The organism is Pseudomonas cimarronensis (assembly GCF_049331905.1).
GTDB lineage: Bacteria > Pseudomonadota > Gammaproteobacteria > Pseudomonadales > Pseudomonadaceae > Aquipseudomonas.
The window spans coordinates 3,527,796-3,543,192 of sequence record NZ_CP186283.1 but is presented as its reverse complement, the minus strand read 5'-3'; the positions used below and the strand labels follow the sequence as shown (position 1 = coordinate 3,543,192).

General features: G+C 59.3%; 13 protein-coding genes and 3 tRNA genes. 14 read left to right on the top strand and 2 right to left on the bottom strand.

From position 1 onward, the window contains the following. Nucleotides 1–42 precede the first annotated feature (42 nt). From ltaE to ACOCLD_RS16440, 7 genes are all read left to right on the top strand, one after another. Nucleotides 43–1,047, top strand: a complete 1,005-nt coding sequence (ltaE, locus tag ACOCLD_RS16470; protein WP_422909939.1) for a low-specificity L-threonine aldolase — start codon at nt 43–45, stop codon at nt 1,045–1,047. A 121-nt stretch (nt 1,048–1,168) separates the two neighbouring features. Then, nucleotides 1,169–3,793: an alanine--tRNA ligase gene (gene alaS, locus ACOCLD_RS16465; RefSeq protein ID WP_422909938.1), complete on the top strand. Its 2,625-nt coding sequence runs from the start codon at nt 1,169–1,171 to the stop codon at nt 3,791–3,793. Nucleotides 3,794–3,906: 113 nt separating this feature from the next. Then, the gene (locus ACOCLD_RS16460) at nt 3,907–5,145 is read left to right on the top strand and encodes an aspartate kinase (RefSeq protein ID WP_257778756.1); all 1,239 of its coding nucleotides are present in this window, start codon (nt 3,907–3,909) and stop codon (nt 5,143–5,145) included. Between the two features lie 187 nt (nt 5,146–5,332). After that, nucleotides 5,333–5,518 carry a carbon storage regulator CsrA gene (csrA, locus tag ACOCLD_RS16455; protein WP_025165378.1) on the top strand — a complete coding sequence of 62 codons (186 nt, stop codon included), beginning with the start codon at nt 5,333–5,335 and terminating at the stop codon, nt 5,516–5,518. Nucleotides 5,519–5,579: 61 nt separating this feature from the next. Then, nucleotides 5,580–5,670: transfer RNA gene (locus tag ACOCLD_RS16450), tRNA-Ser, on the top strand. Between the two features lie 106 nt (nt 5,671–5,776). Continuing rightward, nucleotides 5,777–5,853: transfer RNA gene (locus ACOCLD_RS16445), tRNA-Arg, on the top strand. Nucleotides 5,854–5,921: 68 nt separating this feature from the next. Beyond that, nucleotides 5,922–5,998: transfer RNA gene (locus tag ACOCLD_RS16440), tRNA-Arg, on the top strand. A gap of 107 nt (nt 5,999–6,105) precedes the next feature. Here the strand turns inward: ACOCLD_RS16440 and ACOCLD_RS16435 are convergent. Further along, complete coding sequence (locus tag ACOCLD_RS16435; RefSeq protein ID WP_422909937.1) at nt 6,106–6,603, bottom strand: DUF4124 domain-containing protein; 498 nt, start codon at nt 6,601–6,603, stop codon at nt 6,106–6,108. 325 nt (nt 6,604–6,928) lie between these two features. Between ACOCLD_RS16435 and mgtE the strand changes: the two genes are divergently transcribed. From mgtE to ACOCLD_RS16415, 4 genes are all read left to right on the top strand, one after another. Continuing rightward, nucleotides 6,929–8,371 carry a magnesium transporter gene (gene mgtE, locus ACOCLD_RS16430; RefSeq protein ID WP_257778754.1) on the top strand — a complete coding sequence of 481 codons (1,443 nt, stop codon included), beginning with the start codon at nt 6,929–6,931 and terminating at the stop codon, nt 8,369–8,371. Nucleotides 8,372–8,542: 171 nt separating this feature from the next. After that, on the top strand, nt 8,543–8,794 hold the full coding sequence (locus ACOCLD_RS16425; RefSeq protein WP_422909936.1) for an OadG family protein: 252 nt from the start codon (nt 8,543–8,545) through the stop codon (nt 8,792–8,794). 25 nt (nt 8,795–8,819) lie between these two features. Next, the gene (gene oadA / locus ACOCLD_RS16420; protein WP_422909935.1) at nt 8,820–10,595 is read left to right on the top strand and encodes a sodium-extruding oxaloacetate decarboxylase subunit alpha; all 1,776 of its coding nucleotides are present in this window, start codon (nt 8,820–8,822) and stop codon (nt 10,593–10,595) included. A 10-nt stretch (nt 10,596–10,605) separates the two neighbouring features. Continuing rightward, a complete protein-coding gene (locus ACOCLD_RS16415) occupies nt 10,606–11,742 on the top strand; it encodes a sodium ion-translocating decarboxylase subunit beta (RefSeq protein WP_422909934.1) in 1,137 nt (378 codons plus the stop codon). Nucleotides 11,743–11,914: 172 nt separating this feature from the next. On the opposite strand, the gene ACOCLD_RS16410 is transcribed toward ACOCLD_RS16415, so the two are convergent. Further along, a complete protein-coding gene (locus ACOCLD_RS16410) occupies nt 11,915–12,232 on the bottom strand; it encodes an Arc family DNA-binding protein (RefSeq protein ID WP_257778750.1) in 318 nt (105 codons plus the stop codon). Nucleotides 12,233–12,624: 392 nt separating this feature from the next. Here ACOCLD_RS16410 and phnC point away from each other — a divergent pair, with 392 nt between their 5' ends. The 3 genes from phnC to phnE all read left to right on the top strand — a co-directional run bounded on the left by phnC (nt 12,625) and on the right by phnE (nt 15,383). Next, on the top strand, nt 12,625–13,461 hold the full coding sequence (phnC, locus tag ACOCLD_RS16405; protein ID WP_422909933.1) for a phosphonate ABC transporter ATP-binding protein: 837 nt from the start codon (nt 12,625–12,627) through the stop codon (nt 13,459–13,461). A gap of 56 nt (nt 13,462–13,517) precedes the next feature. Further along, complete coding sequence (phnD, locus tag ACOCLD_RS16400; protein WP_422909932.1) at nt 13,518–14,522, top strand: phosphonate ABC transporter substrate-binding protein; 1,005 nt, start codon at nt 13,518–13,520, stop codon at nt 14,520–14,522. A 66-nt stretch (nt 14,523–14,588) separates the two neighbouring features. Next, on the top strand, nt 14,589–15,383 hold the full coding sequence (gene phnE / locus ACOCLD_RS16395) for a phosphonate ABC transporter, permease protein PhnE (protein WP_422909931.1): 795 nt from the start codon (nt 14,589–14,591) through the stop codon (nt 15,381–15,383). Nucleotides 15,384–15,397 lie beyond the last annotated feature (14 nt).

The following is a 15,397-nucleotide window of genomic DNA, read 5'->3' as shown; positions in this document are numbered from 1 at the left end:
GCTTTAGCATCGGGCTTTAGCCCTATTTAAGGACTGCCCGCCATGCCCGTGATCGACCTGCGCAGCGACACCGTCACCCAACCGACCCCTGGTATGCGTGAGGCCATGCAAGCCGCCGAGCTAGGCGATGACGTGTATGGCGAAGACCCTACGGTCAACCGTCTGGAGCAGTATCTGGCGACTGAGCTGGGCTTTGCGGCCGCGCTGTTTGTGCCCACGGGCACCATGAGTAATCTGCTCGGGCTGATGGCCCATTGTGCGCGGGGCGACGAATACATCGTTGGTCAGCAAGCGCATACCTATAAATATGAAGGCGGCGGTGCGGCCGTGCTCGGTTCGATCCAGCCGCAGCCGATCGATGGCGAGGCTGATGGTTCGCTCGACCTGGCCAAGGTCGAAGCAGCAATCAAACAGGATGACTTCCACTTTGCCCGCACCCGCCTGCTAGCGCTGGAAAACACCATGCAGGGCAAGGTGTTGCCGCAGGCGTATCTGCAAGCGGCGCGTGAACTGTGCACACGACGCGGTTTGGCCCTGCATCTGGATGGCGCGCGGCTGTATAACGCTGCGGTCAAGTTGGGCGTGCCGGCGCGGGATATTACGCAGTACTTCGATTCGGTGTCGGTGTGCCTGTCCAAGGGCCTCGGTGCCCCGATTGGCTCGGTGTTGTGCGGCTCAGTCGAGCTGATCGGCAGAGCGCGGCGTCTGCGCAAGATGGTCGGCGGCGGTATGCGTCAGGCCGGCATGCTCGCGGCGGCGGGCTTGTATGCGCTGCAGCATCAGGTGCAGCGTCTGGCCGAGGATCATGCCAATGCAGAACGTCTGGCGGCTGGCCTGCGCGAGTTGGGTTATACCGTGGAGCCGGTGCAGAGCAATATGGTCTATGCCCAGGTGGGCGAGCAGGCCGGCGCGCTGAAGGCCTTCTGCGCCGAGCGCGGGATAAAACTCACAGCCGCGCCGCGGCTGCGCATGGTCACTCATCTGGATATCTCCCCTGCGGATATCGATCAGGTGGTGGCGACCTTCGCCAAATTTCGTCGGAATTGATTGTCTTGGAGCGATGAATAGTCGCTCTCTATCAATAAAGGCACTAGCCCCCTAGCGCAGGCCCGATATAATGCGGCCCTTTGCCGGCTTTGTCGTGGCCGCTGGTTTTTGGAAGATTCCTATGAAAAGCGCAGAAATCCGTGAAGCCTTCCTCAGCTTCTTCGAACAGAAGGGACACACCCGTGTCGCCTCCAGCTCCCTGATTCCGGGCAATGACCCGACCCTGCTGTTCACCAACGCGGGGATGAACCAGTTCAAGGATTGCTTCCTCGGCCTGGAAAAGCGCGCCTACACCCGCGCCGCCACCAGCCAGAAGTGCGTGCGTGCCGGCGGCAAGCACAACGACCTGGAAAACGTCGGTTACACCGCACGTCACCACACCTTCTTCGAAATGCTCGGCAACTTCAGCTTTGGCGACTATTTCAAGCGCGATGCCATTCACTTCGCCTGGGAGTTTCTCACCGGCGAAAACTGGCTGAACCTGCCCAAGGAAAAGCTCTGGGTCACCGTCTACGCCACGGACGATGAAGCCTATGACATCTGGAACAAGGAAATCGGCGTACCGGCCGAGCGCATGATCCGCATCGGCGACAACAAAGGCGCGCCATACGCGTCCGACAACTTCTGGACCATGGGCGACACCGGCCCGTGCGGCCCGTGCACCGAGATTTTCTTCGATCACGGCGAGCACATCTGGGGCGGCCCACCCGGCAGCCCGGAAGAGGATGGCGACCGCTATATCGAAATCTGGAACAACGTGTTTATGCAGTTCAACCGCACCGCAGATGGTGTACTGCATCCGCTGCCGGCGCCGAGCGTGGACACCGGTATGGGCCTTGAACGCATCAGCGCCGTGCTGCAGCACGTCAACTCGAACTACGAGATCGACCTGTTCCAGAGTCTGTTGAATGCAGCGGCCAAGGCCATCGGTTGCGCCAACGAAGCCCAGGCTTCGCTGAAAGTGGTGGCTGACCATATCCGCTCGTGCGGCTTCCTGATTGCTGACGGCGTGACGCCGTCCAACGAAGGTCGTGGCTACGTGCTGCGCCGCATCATCCGTCGCGCCTGCCGCCACGGTAACAAGCTGGGCGCCAAGGGCAGCTTCTTCTACCAGATCGTCGCGGCGCTGGTCGCCGAGATGGGCGAGGCCTTCCCCGAGCTGAAACAGCAGCAGGCGCATATCGAACGCGTGCTGAAGACCGAGGAAGAGCAGTTCGCCAAGACCTTGGAGCAGGGCCTGAAGATCCTCGAACAGGATCTGGCTGAGCTGAAAGGCAGCGTGATTCCAGGTGATGTGATCTTCAAGCTGTATGACACCTACGGCTTCCCGATGGACCTCACCGGCGACATCGCCCGTGAGCGCGAGCTGACCCTGGATGAAGAAGGTTTCGAGCGCGAAATGCAGGCGCAGCGTGAACGTGCCCGTTCCGCCAGTTCCTTCGGCATGGACTATAACAGCCTAGTCAAGGTCGACAGCGACACCGCGTTTCTCGGCTACCAGGGCACCAGCGGCAGCGGCAAGATCATTGCGCTGTTCAAGGCCGGTCAGGCAGTCGATAGCCTGGGCGAAGGCGAGGAGGGCGTAGTGGTCCTCGATCAGACGCCGTTCTACGCCGAATCCGGTGGCCAGGTTGGCGACTGCGGTTTTCTTGAAGGCGCGGGCGTGCGTTTCGACGTGCGCGATACCACCAAGGCTGGCGGTGCATTCCTGCACCACGGCGTTGCGGTCAAAGGAGGCTTGAGTGTCGGCACTTCGGTCAAGGCTGAAGTCGACGCCAGCGTGCGTCAGGCCACTGCGCTCAATCACTCGGCCACCCACTTGCTGCATGCAGCGCTGCGCCAGGTGCTGGGCGAGCACGTGACCCAGAAGGGCTCGCTGGTCGACAGCCAGCGCCTGCGTTTTGACTTCAGCCACTTTGAGGCGATCACTCCAGCGCAACTGAAAGAGCTGGAAGCCATCGTCAACCGCGAAGTGCGTAGCAACACAGAAGTCGAAACCTTGGAAACCGATATCGAAACCGCCAAGGCCAAAGGCGCCATGGCGCTGTTCGGTGAGAAGTACGGCGATCAGGTGCGCGTGCTGAGCATGGGCGGCGATTTCTCCGTTGAGCTGTGTGGCGGTACTCACGTCAAACGTACCGGTGACATTGGTCTGTTCAAGATCATCAGCGAAGGCGGTGTGGCGGCTGGCGTGCGTCGAATCGAAGCAGTCACTGGTGCGGCCGCCTTTGCTTACTTGAATGGCGCGGAAGAGCAGCTTAAAGAAGCAGCGGCGCTGGTCAAAGGCAGTCGCGACAATCTGCTGGACAAGCTGGCGGGGGTGCTGGAGCGCAACCGTCAGCTGGAAAAAGAACTGGAGCAGCTCAAGGCCAAGGCCGCCAGCGCGGCGGGCAATGACCTGGCTGGTTCGGCCGTCGACGTCAAAGGTATCAAGGTGCTGGCTGCGCGTCTCGACGGTCTGGACGGCAAGGCGCTGCTGGCGATGGTCGATCAGCTAAAAAACAAATTGGGCAGTGCAGTCATCCTGCTCGGCGGCGTGCAGGACGAAAAAGTCGTGTTGGTGGCCGGTGTGACCCAGGACCTGACCGCCAAGCTGAAAGCCGGCGAGCTGATGAAACAGGCGGCTGCCGCTGTTGGCGGTAAAGGCGGTGGTCGTCCGGATATGGCGCAAGGTGGTGGTGTTGACGCAGCTGCGCTGGATGGCGCGCTGGCGCTGGCCGTCACGTTTGCCGAGCAGGGTCTGTAAAGACCAGGTTGCTGGCTGCAAATGCCCAGGCTCGGTATACGCCCGGCGGGCCTTGGCAGGTTTTTGAGTTATCTGTTTAATGGGCGCCCTTCACGGGCTGAGGCGGCTTTGAAATGGCTTTGATCGTACAGAAATTTGGCGGCACCTCCGTCGGCACTGTTGAGCGTATTCAGCAGGTGGCCGCGAAGGTGAAGAAATTCCGCGAAAACGGCGATGACATTGTGGTTGTGGTTTCCGCCATGAGCGGTGAAACCAATCGCCTGATCGATCTGGCCAAACAGGTCAGTGATGGTCAGCCGATACCGCGTGAACTCGACGTGATGGTCTCGACCGGCGAGCAGGTGACGATTGCCCTGCTGGCCATGGCGCTGATCAAGATTGGCGTGCCGGCGGTGTCTTACACCGGCAATCAGGTGCGCATCCTGACGGACAGCGCGCACAACAAGGCGCGCATCCTGCAAATCGATGACCAGAAACTGCGTACCGACCTCAAGGCCGGTCGCGTGGTGGTGGTGGCAGGTTTCCAGGGTGTCGATGAGCACGGCAACATCACCACGCTTGGTCGTGGCGGTTCCGACACCACCGGTGTGGCGCTTGCTGCTGCGCTGAAAGCCGATGAGTGCCAGATCTACACCGACGTTGATGGTGTTTACACCACTGACCCGCGTGTAGTGCCGCAGGCTCAGCGCCTGGAAAAGATTACCTTCGAAGAGATGCTGGAAATGGCCAGCCTCGGTTCCAAGGTGCTGCAGATTCGCTCGGTGGAATTCGCCGGCAAGTACAACGTCCCGCTGCGCGTGCTGCACAGCTTCCAAGAGGGGCCGGGCACCCTCATTACCCTTGATGAAGAGGAATCCATGGAACAGCCGATCATCTCCGGCATCGCTTTTAACCGCGACGAAGCCAAGCTGACCATCCGTGGCGTACCGGACATCCCGGGCGTGGCGTTCAAAATTCTCGGCCCGATCAGTGCTGCGAACATCGAAGTGGACATGATCGTGCAGAACGTTTCGCACGATAACACCACTGACTTCACCTTCACTGTGCACCGCAATGACTACACTGCGGCGTTCGAGGTGCTGGAAAACACGGCCCGTGAACTGGGTGCACGTGAAGTTATCGGTGACACCAAGATCGCCAAGGTGTCCATCGTCGGTGTCGGCATGCGCTCCCATGCCGGGGTTGCCAGCCGTATGTTCGAGGCGCTGGCCAAGGAAAATATCAATATCCAGATGATCTCGACCTCGGAAATTAAAGTCTCCGTGGTGATCGAAGAGAAATATCTGGAGTTGGCGGTGCGCGCCCTGCACACTGCTTTTGAACTGGATGCCCCGGCCCGTCAGGGCGACTGAGGCATTATCCGAAAGGCGCGGTTTAACCGCGCCTTTTGTCTTTTTGGTTGGCATGAGCGGGAACTTTCTTTCTGCTCACACTGGTCAATACTTGGGTGAAGGCTCTGCTTGAGATGTTCGGGGCTGCCACCATTTTCTTTTTTGCAGACTGTTGTTGTCCTGAACTGAAATCCGTAAGGAGAAAGGAATGCTGATTCTGACTCGCCGGGTCGGAGAGACCCTGATGGTGGGTGACGAAGTCACTGTCACCGTGTTGGGCGTTAAAGGTAATCAGGTGCGCATTGGCGTTAACGCGCCGAAAGAGGTTGCCGTGCACCGCGAAGAAATTTACCAGCGCATCCAGAAAGAGAAAGGCGAAGAACCAAGCCACTAATTTTATTGAAATTTTGGCTTTGCAAACGGGGAAAACATGGTTATCATGCGCCCCGTGTTGCGGAGAGGTGGCCGAGTGGCCGAAGGCGCTCCCCTGCTAAGGGAGTACACCTCAAAAGGGTGTCGGGGGTTCGAATCCCCCCTTCTCCGCCATATTTAGTGTTGTAAGGCGGTGCTGCGTTAAAGCGATAAGTTATTGAAACTATTCGATTTAATGCTTGATTATGAAAATCGACTCCTTATAATGCGCACGCTCTACGGACTCATAGCTCAGCTGGATAGAGTACTCGGCTACGAACCGAGCGGTCGGAGGTTCGAATCCTCCTGAGTCCGCCATATACGAAACACCTGCGCAGCAGTTGATTCGGGCAACCAGTGGTGATCTGGTATAAAAAACGCCAATTGGACTCATAGCTCAGCTGGATAGAGTACTCGGCTACGAACCGAGCGGTCGGAGGTTCGAATCCTCCTGAGTCCGCCATACAAGAAGGGCCTGCAGTGATGCAGGCCCTTTTTTATTGTGCAGGTTCTTACCGGGTTATGCGTCGCGGTGCTGGGTGCCTTTTCCGGCCAGCTGCCTAGCAGGCCTCAGCGTTTGGCTTTGTCTTTGACGCAGCCAGCTTCATCAAAGCTGACATTGCGCTTGTTGCCTTTCTTGCCTTGGTAGACATAACGCGTCTGGCCGTTGTGTTCGCTGACCTTGTCAGGTCTGCCCAGGCTGCTTTCCACATCGGCGCGACTCATTCCCGTGCGGATTTTCTGCTTGATGATCGCGGCGCGGCGTTCACTGCTGCTCAGCTGGTTGCCGCAGTCATCCTGTTTGACGCCAATCACCGTCAGTTCCTGCTTATCGACCTTCTTGCTGCTGCGGCTGCTTTTCTGTGGTTTGGCCAGTGGCACCGGCTTGCCGCTACCGGGCGTAGGGTTGTAAGCCTGTTGCAGGCTTTGCTGGTGGCTATCAGGGCACCCCTGGCGGGTGAAGGTGACATGCCCCTTGGTATCTTCACAGCGGTACACGGTTGAGCCGAGCGTGCTCAGGGGGCAAAGCAGAATGGCGCAGCAAGCTGCGTAGTGCAGTCCTCGCATCGTACGTCCTCCATGACGGTTCAGTTCAGAAGGGTAGTCGATACCTTTGTGATCGCCAGGCGTGCCTTGCCCGGTGCGCGGCTCGTCGCAGCTACAGATATGTACACGCGTACTCAAGTTTGCCTTGCAAGCGCTTGTTCTAGGCTTGTTTTTGTCACATGCAAAGCGTCGTGGCGGTGGTATCATTCGCCGCGTCAGCCCCGCCGGGGCTTGTGGAATACCACCATGGACTTACCCAGTAGTTACTCAAATCGCTTATCGCACAATCGTGTAAGACCGGATTGATCCCCTGTGGCGTGCGCCGTCGCTGGGGATGGAGCGCGCCATGACTGAAGTAGAAGCAAAAAAACCGCAGGAAAGCCTGCAGGATCGCCTGGCTCAGGTGGTCGAACTGTTGCATCGCCACAAGGTGGTGGAAGACCTGACCCATCGTCAGGAAGGCCAGCACCACGACCGGGTGGAAAACCTGGTGCATCGGCAAAACCTTGCCGAGCTGCAACGCAAGCTCGATGAGCTGCACTCCGCTGACGTTGCCCACATCCTCGAAGCCTTGCCGCTTGGCGATCGTCTGACTGTTTGGCAGTTGGTCAAGGTCGAGCGCGACGGCGACATCCTTCTCGAAGTGTCTGATGCGGTGCGCGAAACCCTGCTCGCGGACATGGATGATCACGAGATTCTCGCCGCGGCCAAGGAAATGGACGCCGACGAGTTGGCCGACCTGGCCTCCGAGCTGCCGCGCGACGTCGTGCATGAGCTGATGGAAACCCTCGACGCCCAGCAGCGCGAGCGGGTGCGTTCGGCCCTGTCCTATGAAGAGGAGCAGGTCGGTGCGCTGATGGACTTCGAGATGGTCACCATCCGCGAGGACGTCAGCCTGGAAGTGGTGTTGCGCTATCTGCGCCGCCTGAAAGAGTTGCCGGGGCACACCGACAAACTCTTTGTGGTTGATTACGATGGGGTGCTCAAGGGCGTACTGCCGGTTAAGCGCCTGCTGGTCAATGACCCGGAGAAGCTGGTCAGTGAAGTCATGGCCACCGATCCGGTGAGCTTCCATCCGGATGAGGATGCCTATGATGCTGCGCAGGCATTCGAGCGCTATGACTTGATTTCCTCGCCTGTGGTGGACAAGAACGGCAAGCTGATCGGCCGTTTGACCATCGATGAAATGGTCGACCTGATTCGTGAGGAAAGCGAAAGCGAAGTCCTCAATATGGCTGGTCTGCGTGAGGAGGAGGATATCTTCGCCTCGGTATGGAAGTCCCTGCGCAACCGCTGGGCCTGGCTGGCGATCAACCTGGTGACGGCCTTTATGGCATCTCGGGTGATTGGCCTGTTCGAAGGCTCCATTGAGAAGCTGGTGGCTCTGGCGGCGCTGATGCCAATTGTCGCGGGCATTGGTGGTAACTCGGGTAACCAGACCATCACCATGATCGTGCGTGCCATGGCGCTGGATCAGGTCAGTACCGGCAACACCGGTCGGCTGATTCGCAAGGAGCTCGGTGTCGGGTTGATCAACGGCCTGATATGGGGTGGGGTGATCGGCGTAGTGGCCTATCTGTTGTATGACAGCTGGTCGCTGGGTGTGGTGATGACTGCGGCGATGACCCTCAACCTGCTGCTGGCCGCTCTGATGGGGGTGCTGATACCCATGACGCTGGTGCGGATGGGGCGAGATCCGGCTATGGGGGCCAGCGTGATGATAACGGCGGTCACCGACAGTGGCGGTTTCTTTATCTTCCTTGGTCTGGCGAGCTTGTTCCTGCTCTGATTTCATGGTCAGGCTGGGCGCATTTTTGACCGAAAATGTCTCATTTCGCGGTGCGTGTTTGCCTTAGCCCTTTGTTTCGGGCTAAGGTTCGGCAGCTTTGTTCGGGGTGCTTCCCCGAGCGCTCCTTCTAATAATTAAGTCAGCTCGCGTGAAGCTGGTAATGGGGCCCAGATGACTCCCAGTGAACTTCTGCTCGAGGGTGTCGAGCTCATGCTGTTTGGCATGGGTTTCGTATTTCTTTTTCTGATTCTGTTGGTGTTGATGATCCGCGTAATGTCGTGGGTGATCGGGCTATTTGCCGTGCCAGCGCCAGCTGTCCAGGCTGCGCCTCCCGTCGTCAGGCAAGCTGCCGACGAACCGAGTGCTGAAGTGCTTGCCGCCATCCAATCTGCTATCCACCAGCACCGCGCTCGGCGCGGGTGAGTCCGGTTCGACAGGGAGTATCCGCATGACTGCCGTAAAACAAGCACTCGGAATCACCGATGTGGTGCTGCGTGACGCCCACCAATCCATCCTGGCCACCCGCGTGCGCCTGGAGGATATGCTGCCCATCGCGCCCAAGCTCGATCAGGTTGGCTTCTGGTCCGTGGAGTCCTGGGGTGGGGCGACCTTCGATGCGTGCATCCGTTATCTGGGTGAAGACCCGTGGCAGCGCATCCGCGAGCTGAAGAAAGCCATGCCCAACACCCGTCAGCAGATGTTGCTGCGTGGGCAGAACCTGTTGGGCTACCGCCACTATGCCGATGACGTGGTGGAAAAGTTTGTCGAGCGCGCTGCGGTCAACGGCGTCGACGTGTTCCGCGTATTCGATGCGATGAACGACCCGCGCAACCTGGAAACCGCGCTCAAGGCCGTCAAACAGCAGGGCAAGCATGCCCAGGGCACCATCTCCTATACCACCAGCCCGGTGCATACCCTGGACATGTGGGTCGATCTGGCCAAGCAGATCGAAGACATGGGCGCCGATTCAGTAGCCATCAAGGACATGGCCGGGATTCTCACGCCCTACACCGCCTTCGAGCTAGTGTCGCGGCTGAAGGCCAGCCTGGCGATCCCGATTCACATGCAGTGCCACGCGACGGCGGGGCTGTCGTCGGTGGCCATTCTCAAGGCGGTGGAAGCCGGTATCGACAACGTCGACACCGCGATTTCCTCGCTGTCGATGACCTATGGTCATTCGCCGACCGAGTCGGTGGTGGCCATGTTCCAGGGCACCGAGCGCGACACCGGTCTCAACCTGGAGCTGCTGGAAGAAATCGCCGCGTACTTCCGCGAGGTGCGCAAGAAGTACGCGAAGTTCGAGGGCAACCTCAAGGGTGTCGATTCACGCATCCTGGTCGCCCAGGTGCCAGGCGGCATGCTCACCAACATGGAAAGCCAGCTCAAAGAGCAGGGCGCCCAGGACAAGTTCGACCAGGTGCTGGCCGAGATTCCGCGCGTGCGCGAAGACCTGGGTTTCATCCCGCTGGTGACCCCAACTTCGCAGATCGTCGGCACTCAGGCGGTGATCAATGTGCTCACTGGTGAGCGCTACAAGTCCATCACCAAGGAAACCGCTGGCGTGCTCAAGGGCGAGTACGGCGCCGCACCCGCGCCGTTCAACGCCGAGCTGCAGGCCCGGGTACTCGATGGCAGCGAGGCCATTACCTGTCGCCCGGCCGACCTGCTCGAGGCCGAAATGGACAAGCTGACCGCCGAGCTCAAGGGCATCGCCCGGGAGAAAGGCATCAAGCTGGCCGCCGACGAGATCGACGACGTGCTGACTTACGCGTTGTTCCCGCAGATCGGCCTGAAATTCCTGGAAAACCGCGGCAACCCGGCGGCCTTCGAGCCGGCACCGACCGGCAAGGAAACTCCGGCTCGCGAGGCCGGCAAGCCTGAGGTGTACACCGTCGAGGTCAATGGCAAATCCTTCGTCGTGCAGGTGACCGAGGGCGGCGATATCGAAGGCATCAAGCCCGTCGGTGGCGCGGCGAGCGCCGCACCGGCGGCTCCGGTCGCAGTCGGCGCTGGCGAGCCGCAAGCCGCGCCGCTGGCCGGTAATATCTTCAAGGTGCTGGTGCAGCCTGGCCAGGTCGTGGAAGAGGGTCAATTGCTGATCATTCTCGAAGCCATGAAGATGGAAACCGAGATTCGTGCTTTCAAGGCTGGCACCATTGGTGCGGTCAACGTCAAGGTCGGTGATGCGGTGGCGGTGGGCGACAGTCTGCTGACCATCGGTTGAGGAGCGCGTAATGGAAAAGCTGCTCAAGCTCTGGCAGAGCACCGGTCTGTATCATCTGGAGCCTGGCCAGGCATTCATGATTGCGGTGTGCATGCTGCTGATTTACCTGGCGATCAAGAAAGGCTTCGAACCTTTACTGCTTATCCCCATCGGTTTCGGTGGCCTGCTGTCGAACATCCCGGTGGCCAACATGGCTGAGGGTGCGGGTTTCCTGCATCTGATCTATGAAGTCGGTTTGCCGACCAGCATCTTCCCGTTGCTGATCTTCCTCGGCGTCGGCGCCATGACCGATTTCGGCCCGATGCTGGCCAACCCCAAGACCTTGCTGCTCGGCGCCGCTGCACAGTTCGGTATTTTCGGTACGCTGCTCGGCGCCCTGGCGATTACCGCGCTGGGTATTCCCGGCATGGAGTTCACCCTCAAGGAGGCGGCGTCCATCGCCATCATTGGCGGCGCGGATGGTCCGACCTCGATCTTCGTCACCTCCAAGCTGGCCCCCGATCTGCTCGGCCCAATTGCCGTGGCGGCCTATGCCTATATGGCGCTGGTGCCGCTGCTGCAGCCGCCGATCATGCGCGCCCTGACCACCAAGGAAGAGCGCGCCATCGTCATGCAGCAACTGCGTCCGGTGGGACAGACCGAGAAAATTATTTTCCCCATCGTGCTATGCATTCTGATCGGGATGCTGCTGCCTGACGCCGCGCCGCTGATCGGTATGTTCGCCCTTGGCAACCTGCTGCGCGAGGCGGGTGTGGTCGAGCGTCTGGCTGATACCTCGCGCAACGCGCTGATCAACATCGTTACCATCTTCCTCGGTCTGACCGTGGGTTCGAAGCTGTCGGCCGAGGCCTTTCTGCAGCTCAAGACCCTGGGCATCCTGATGCTGGGCATGGTGGCGTTTTGCGCCGGTACTGCGGCTGGTGTGCTGATGGCCAAGCTGATGAATGTGTTCAGCACGCACAAGGTCAATCCGCTGATCGGCTCGGCTGGCGTGTCGGCCGTGCCGATGGCGGCGCGGGTATCGAACAAGGTCGGTCTGGAGGCCAACCCGCAGAACTTCCTGCTGATGCATGCCATGGGCCCGAACGTGGCCGGGGTGATCGGCTCGGCCGTGGCCGCGGGTGTGTTGCTCAGTTTTGTTGGCTGATCAGCACGAGCCATAAAAAAACCGCCTTAAGGGCGGTTTTTTTATGGTCTTTCATCTCTGGCGGCCAGCTGCAGGCTGTTGCGGTACAGCGTTAAAAATGGCGGGAGGTCATTTTCTATTGGCAGCAAAAAAACCGGCCTGGGCCGGTTTTTTCACGGTGTAGCGCAGCGCATCAGGCTTCTTCGGCAGCCATCTCGGCATCGTGAGCAATCAATGCCACCAGGGCATTCTGCTGGCGACGCGACAGCTGGCGAAAGCGCTGCAGCAGTTCACGCTCATGCAGTGACAGCTCGGGGCTGTCCAGGCGCATGTTGAGCTCATCACCCAGAGCACTTTCCTGGAGCATGCTCTGCTCAAGGCGAGCAATGATCTCCGAGTTCATGCTGCGGTGATGGTTGCGTGCGACATCCGCAATGCGTTCGCGCATGCCATCAGGCAGACGAACTACGAACTTGTCAGCGGTACGGCTGGAATAGAGTGCTTGTTTCATAGGGCGCGTACATTAAACCGGTTAGTTCAGGAAAGCGATACTGGCAATGGGCTATAGGATTGTCACCGGTTTGACCATCTTTAGCACTAACCGTTCAGCCAGAAAGCCGCTTAGATATCTTGTGACTCAATAGTCGTGAGGTCGTTAAATTGACGTCAATTACGCGCCGCATTTTGCGTTGAATAAAGGCGTTATGCCAGCACCAGTCATCAGAAATGCGCTGTGCTGTGCAAAAAGCAGGGAAGGCCGGCTCTATGTAGAAAAAACTTCAAGCAATCGTCACGTATGTGTCATGGCCCATTAATCGGTCTGACACAGGATTTGCCTACTTTGGTCTACACCAGAAGGCGGCTGCCAGCCGCGGTGTAACCGCTAATAAAAGGAGGCAATCCATGAACGCAGTGATCCGGGTCGAGAACCTGAACAAGACGTTCGGCCGCAAGCAGGCGCTGTTTGATCTGGCGCTGTCCGTCGAGCCCGGTGAAATGGTGGCGTTGATCGGCGCTTCAGGCTCTGGCAAGTCGACTCTGCTGCGCCACGTGGCCGGCCTGGCCTGCTGTGACCGCAGTGCCGGCGGCAGCATTCAGGTGCTGGGTCGTGAGGTGCAGGCCAATGGCAGTTTGAATGGCGAAGTGCGTCGCCTGCGTGCCGATATCGGTTACATCTTCCAGCAGTTCAACCTGGTCGGCCGCCTCAGTGTGCTGCAGAACGTTCTGCTCGGCTGTTTAGGTCGCATGCCGCGCTGGCGCGGTAGTTTCGGTTTGTTCAATGCCGAAGAAAAACAGCGTGCGCTGCAGGCCCTGGCCCGCGTGGGGCTGGCTGATCTGGCGCTGCAGCGCGCCTCGACTCTGTCCGGCGGCCAGCAGCAGCGTGTGGCGATTGCCCGTGCCCTGTGTCAGCGCGCCAAGGTGATTCTGGCCGATGAGCCGATCGCTTCGCTCGATCCCGAATCTGCACGTAAGGTCATGCAAATTCTCGCCGACATCAACCGCGAAGACGGCACTACTGTGGTGGTCACCCTGCATCAGGTCGATTACGCCATGCGCTATTGCCAGCGCGCCGTGGCGTTGAAAGCGGGGCGGATTCATTACGACGGCGCCGCCGCCGAGCTGCACCCCAACTTCCTTAACGATTTGTACGGCGCCGAGTTGCTAGTCGAGCCGCAAACCGATGAAAAACCGCGCCGCGCGCGCAAGCCGAAAGTCCCGCTGGCACTGGCCAAGGCCTGAGCCGCTGTCCTGTTATGCCAACCCCTGTATGTCCATCTGCACTAGGAGTGCTTTGCATGTTCAAACGTATCAGTCGCGTTCTCGCCGCATCCACGCTGCTGGCCGGCTCGGTTCTGGGTGCTGCCCAGGCTGCCGAGCAGGAAATCAATTTCGGCATCATTTCCACCGAATCCTCGCAGAACCTGAAAAGCATGTGGGACCCCTTCCTGGCCGACATGAGCCAGCAGACCGGCCTGAAGATCAAAGCCTTTTTCGCTCCTGACTACGCAGGGATCATCCAGGGCATGCGTTTCGACAAAGTCGACATGGCTTGGTACGGCAACAAAGCGGCGATGGAAGCGGTGGATCGCGCCAACGGACAGATCTTCGCCCAGACCGTCGCCGCCAATGGCACGCAGGGTTATTACAGCCTGATGGTGGCGCACAAGGACAGCCCGATCAATTCGATCGAAGACATGCTGAAAAACGCCAAGACCCTGACCTTTGCCAATGGCGACCCGAACTCCACTTCGGGCTATCTGGTACCGGGCTACTACGTGTTCGCGCAGAACAATGCCGACGCCAATAAGATCTTCAAGCGCGCGCTCAACGGCAGCCACGAAGTCAACGCCCTGTCGGTGGCCAACAAGCAGGTCGATGTCGGCACTTTCAATAGCGAAGGCATGGAACGTCTGCAAGTGACTGCTCCGGACAAGGCCGCTCAGCTGAAAGTGATCTGGACCTCGCCGCTGATCCCGTCCGACCCGATGGTCTGGCGCAAGAACCTGGATGACGCCACCAAGAACAAGCTGCGCGAATTCTTCATGACCTATGGCGACGAGCCGGCTGAGCAGAAAGTCCTGGCCGGTCTGCAGTGGGCCAAGTTCAAGGCTTCTGATGATGATCAGCTGCTGCCAATCCGCCAGCTGGAACTGTTCAAGCAGCGTACCGAAGTGGCCAACAACGACAAGCTCAAAGCTGACGACAAGGCCGCCAAGCTCAAAGAGCTGGATGCCGAGCTGGCCAAGCTGGAAAAACGCATGGCTGAAATCGCCAAGCAAAGCCCTGCCAGCGCTGGTTAATCGCAGTGCTCGACCCGCCGCCCACGGCGGGTCGTTTTCTTCTGCCGCTTGATTCGAGATGTTGTTATGACCACTTTGACCACCGCACCTACGCCCCACCTGATTGCCAAGCGTTCCTGGCTGCAGCTGATCGGCTGGGGGCTGTTCTTCGTTGTGTTGGCCTGGTCCTGGCAGGGCGCGGAAATGAATCCGCTGGCGCTGATTCGTGACTCCAGCAACATGGCGACATTTGCCGCGGACTTCTTTCCGCCCGATTTCAGCGACTGGGAGCTGTACCTCAAGGAAATGATCGTCACCGTGCAGATCGCCCTGTGGGGCACGGTGCTGGCGATTGTTCTGGCTATTCCGCTGGGCATTTTCTGCTCGGAAAACATCGTGCCGTGGTGGGTCTACCAGCCGATCCGCCGGGTGATGGACGCCTGCCGTTCGATCAATGAAATGGTCTTCGCCATGCTCTTCGTAGTGGCGGTCGGCCTGGGGCCATTCGCCGGGGTGCTGGCGCTGTTTATCGGCACCACCGGGGTGCTCGCTAAACTGTTTGCCGAGGCGGTCGAGGCCATCGATCCCGGCCCGGTTGAAGGCGTACGCGCCACCGGCGCCAGCGCTCTGCAGGAAGTCATCTACGGGGTGATTCCGCAGGTTCTGCCACTGTGGATTTCCTACTCGCTCTATCGCTTCGAATCCAACGTGCGCTCGGCCACCGTGGTCGGCATGGTCGGTGCCGGTGGCATCGGGGTGATTCTCTGGGAAGCGATTCGCGGCTTCCAGTTCGCCCAGACCTGCGCCTTGCTGATCGTGATCATCCTGGTGGTCAGCCTGCTGGACATCATTTCGCAGCGCCTGCGCAAACAATTTATCTGACGGAGAACGGGCAT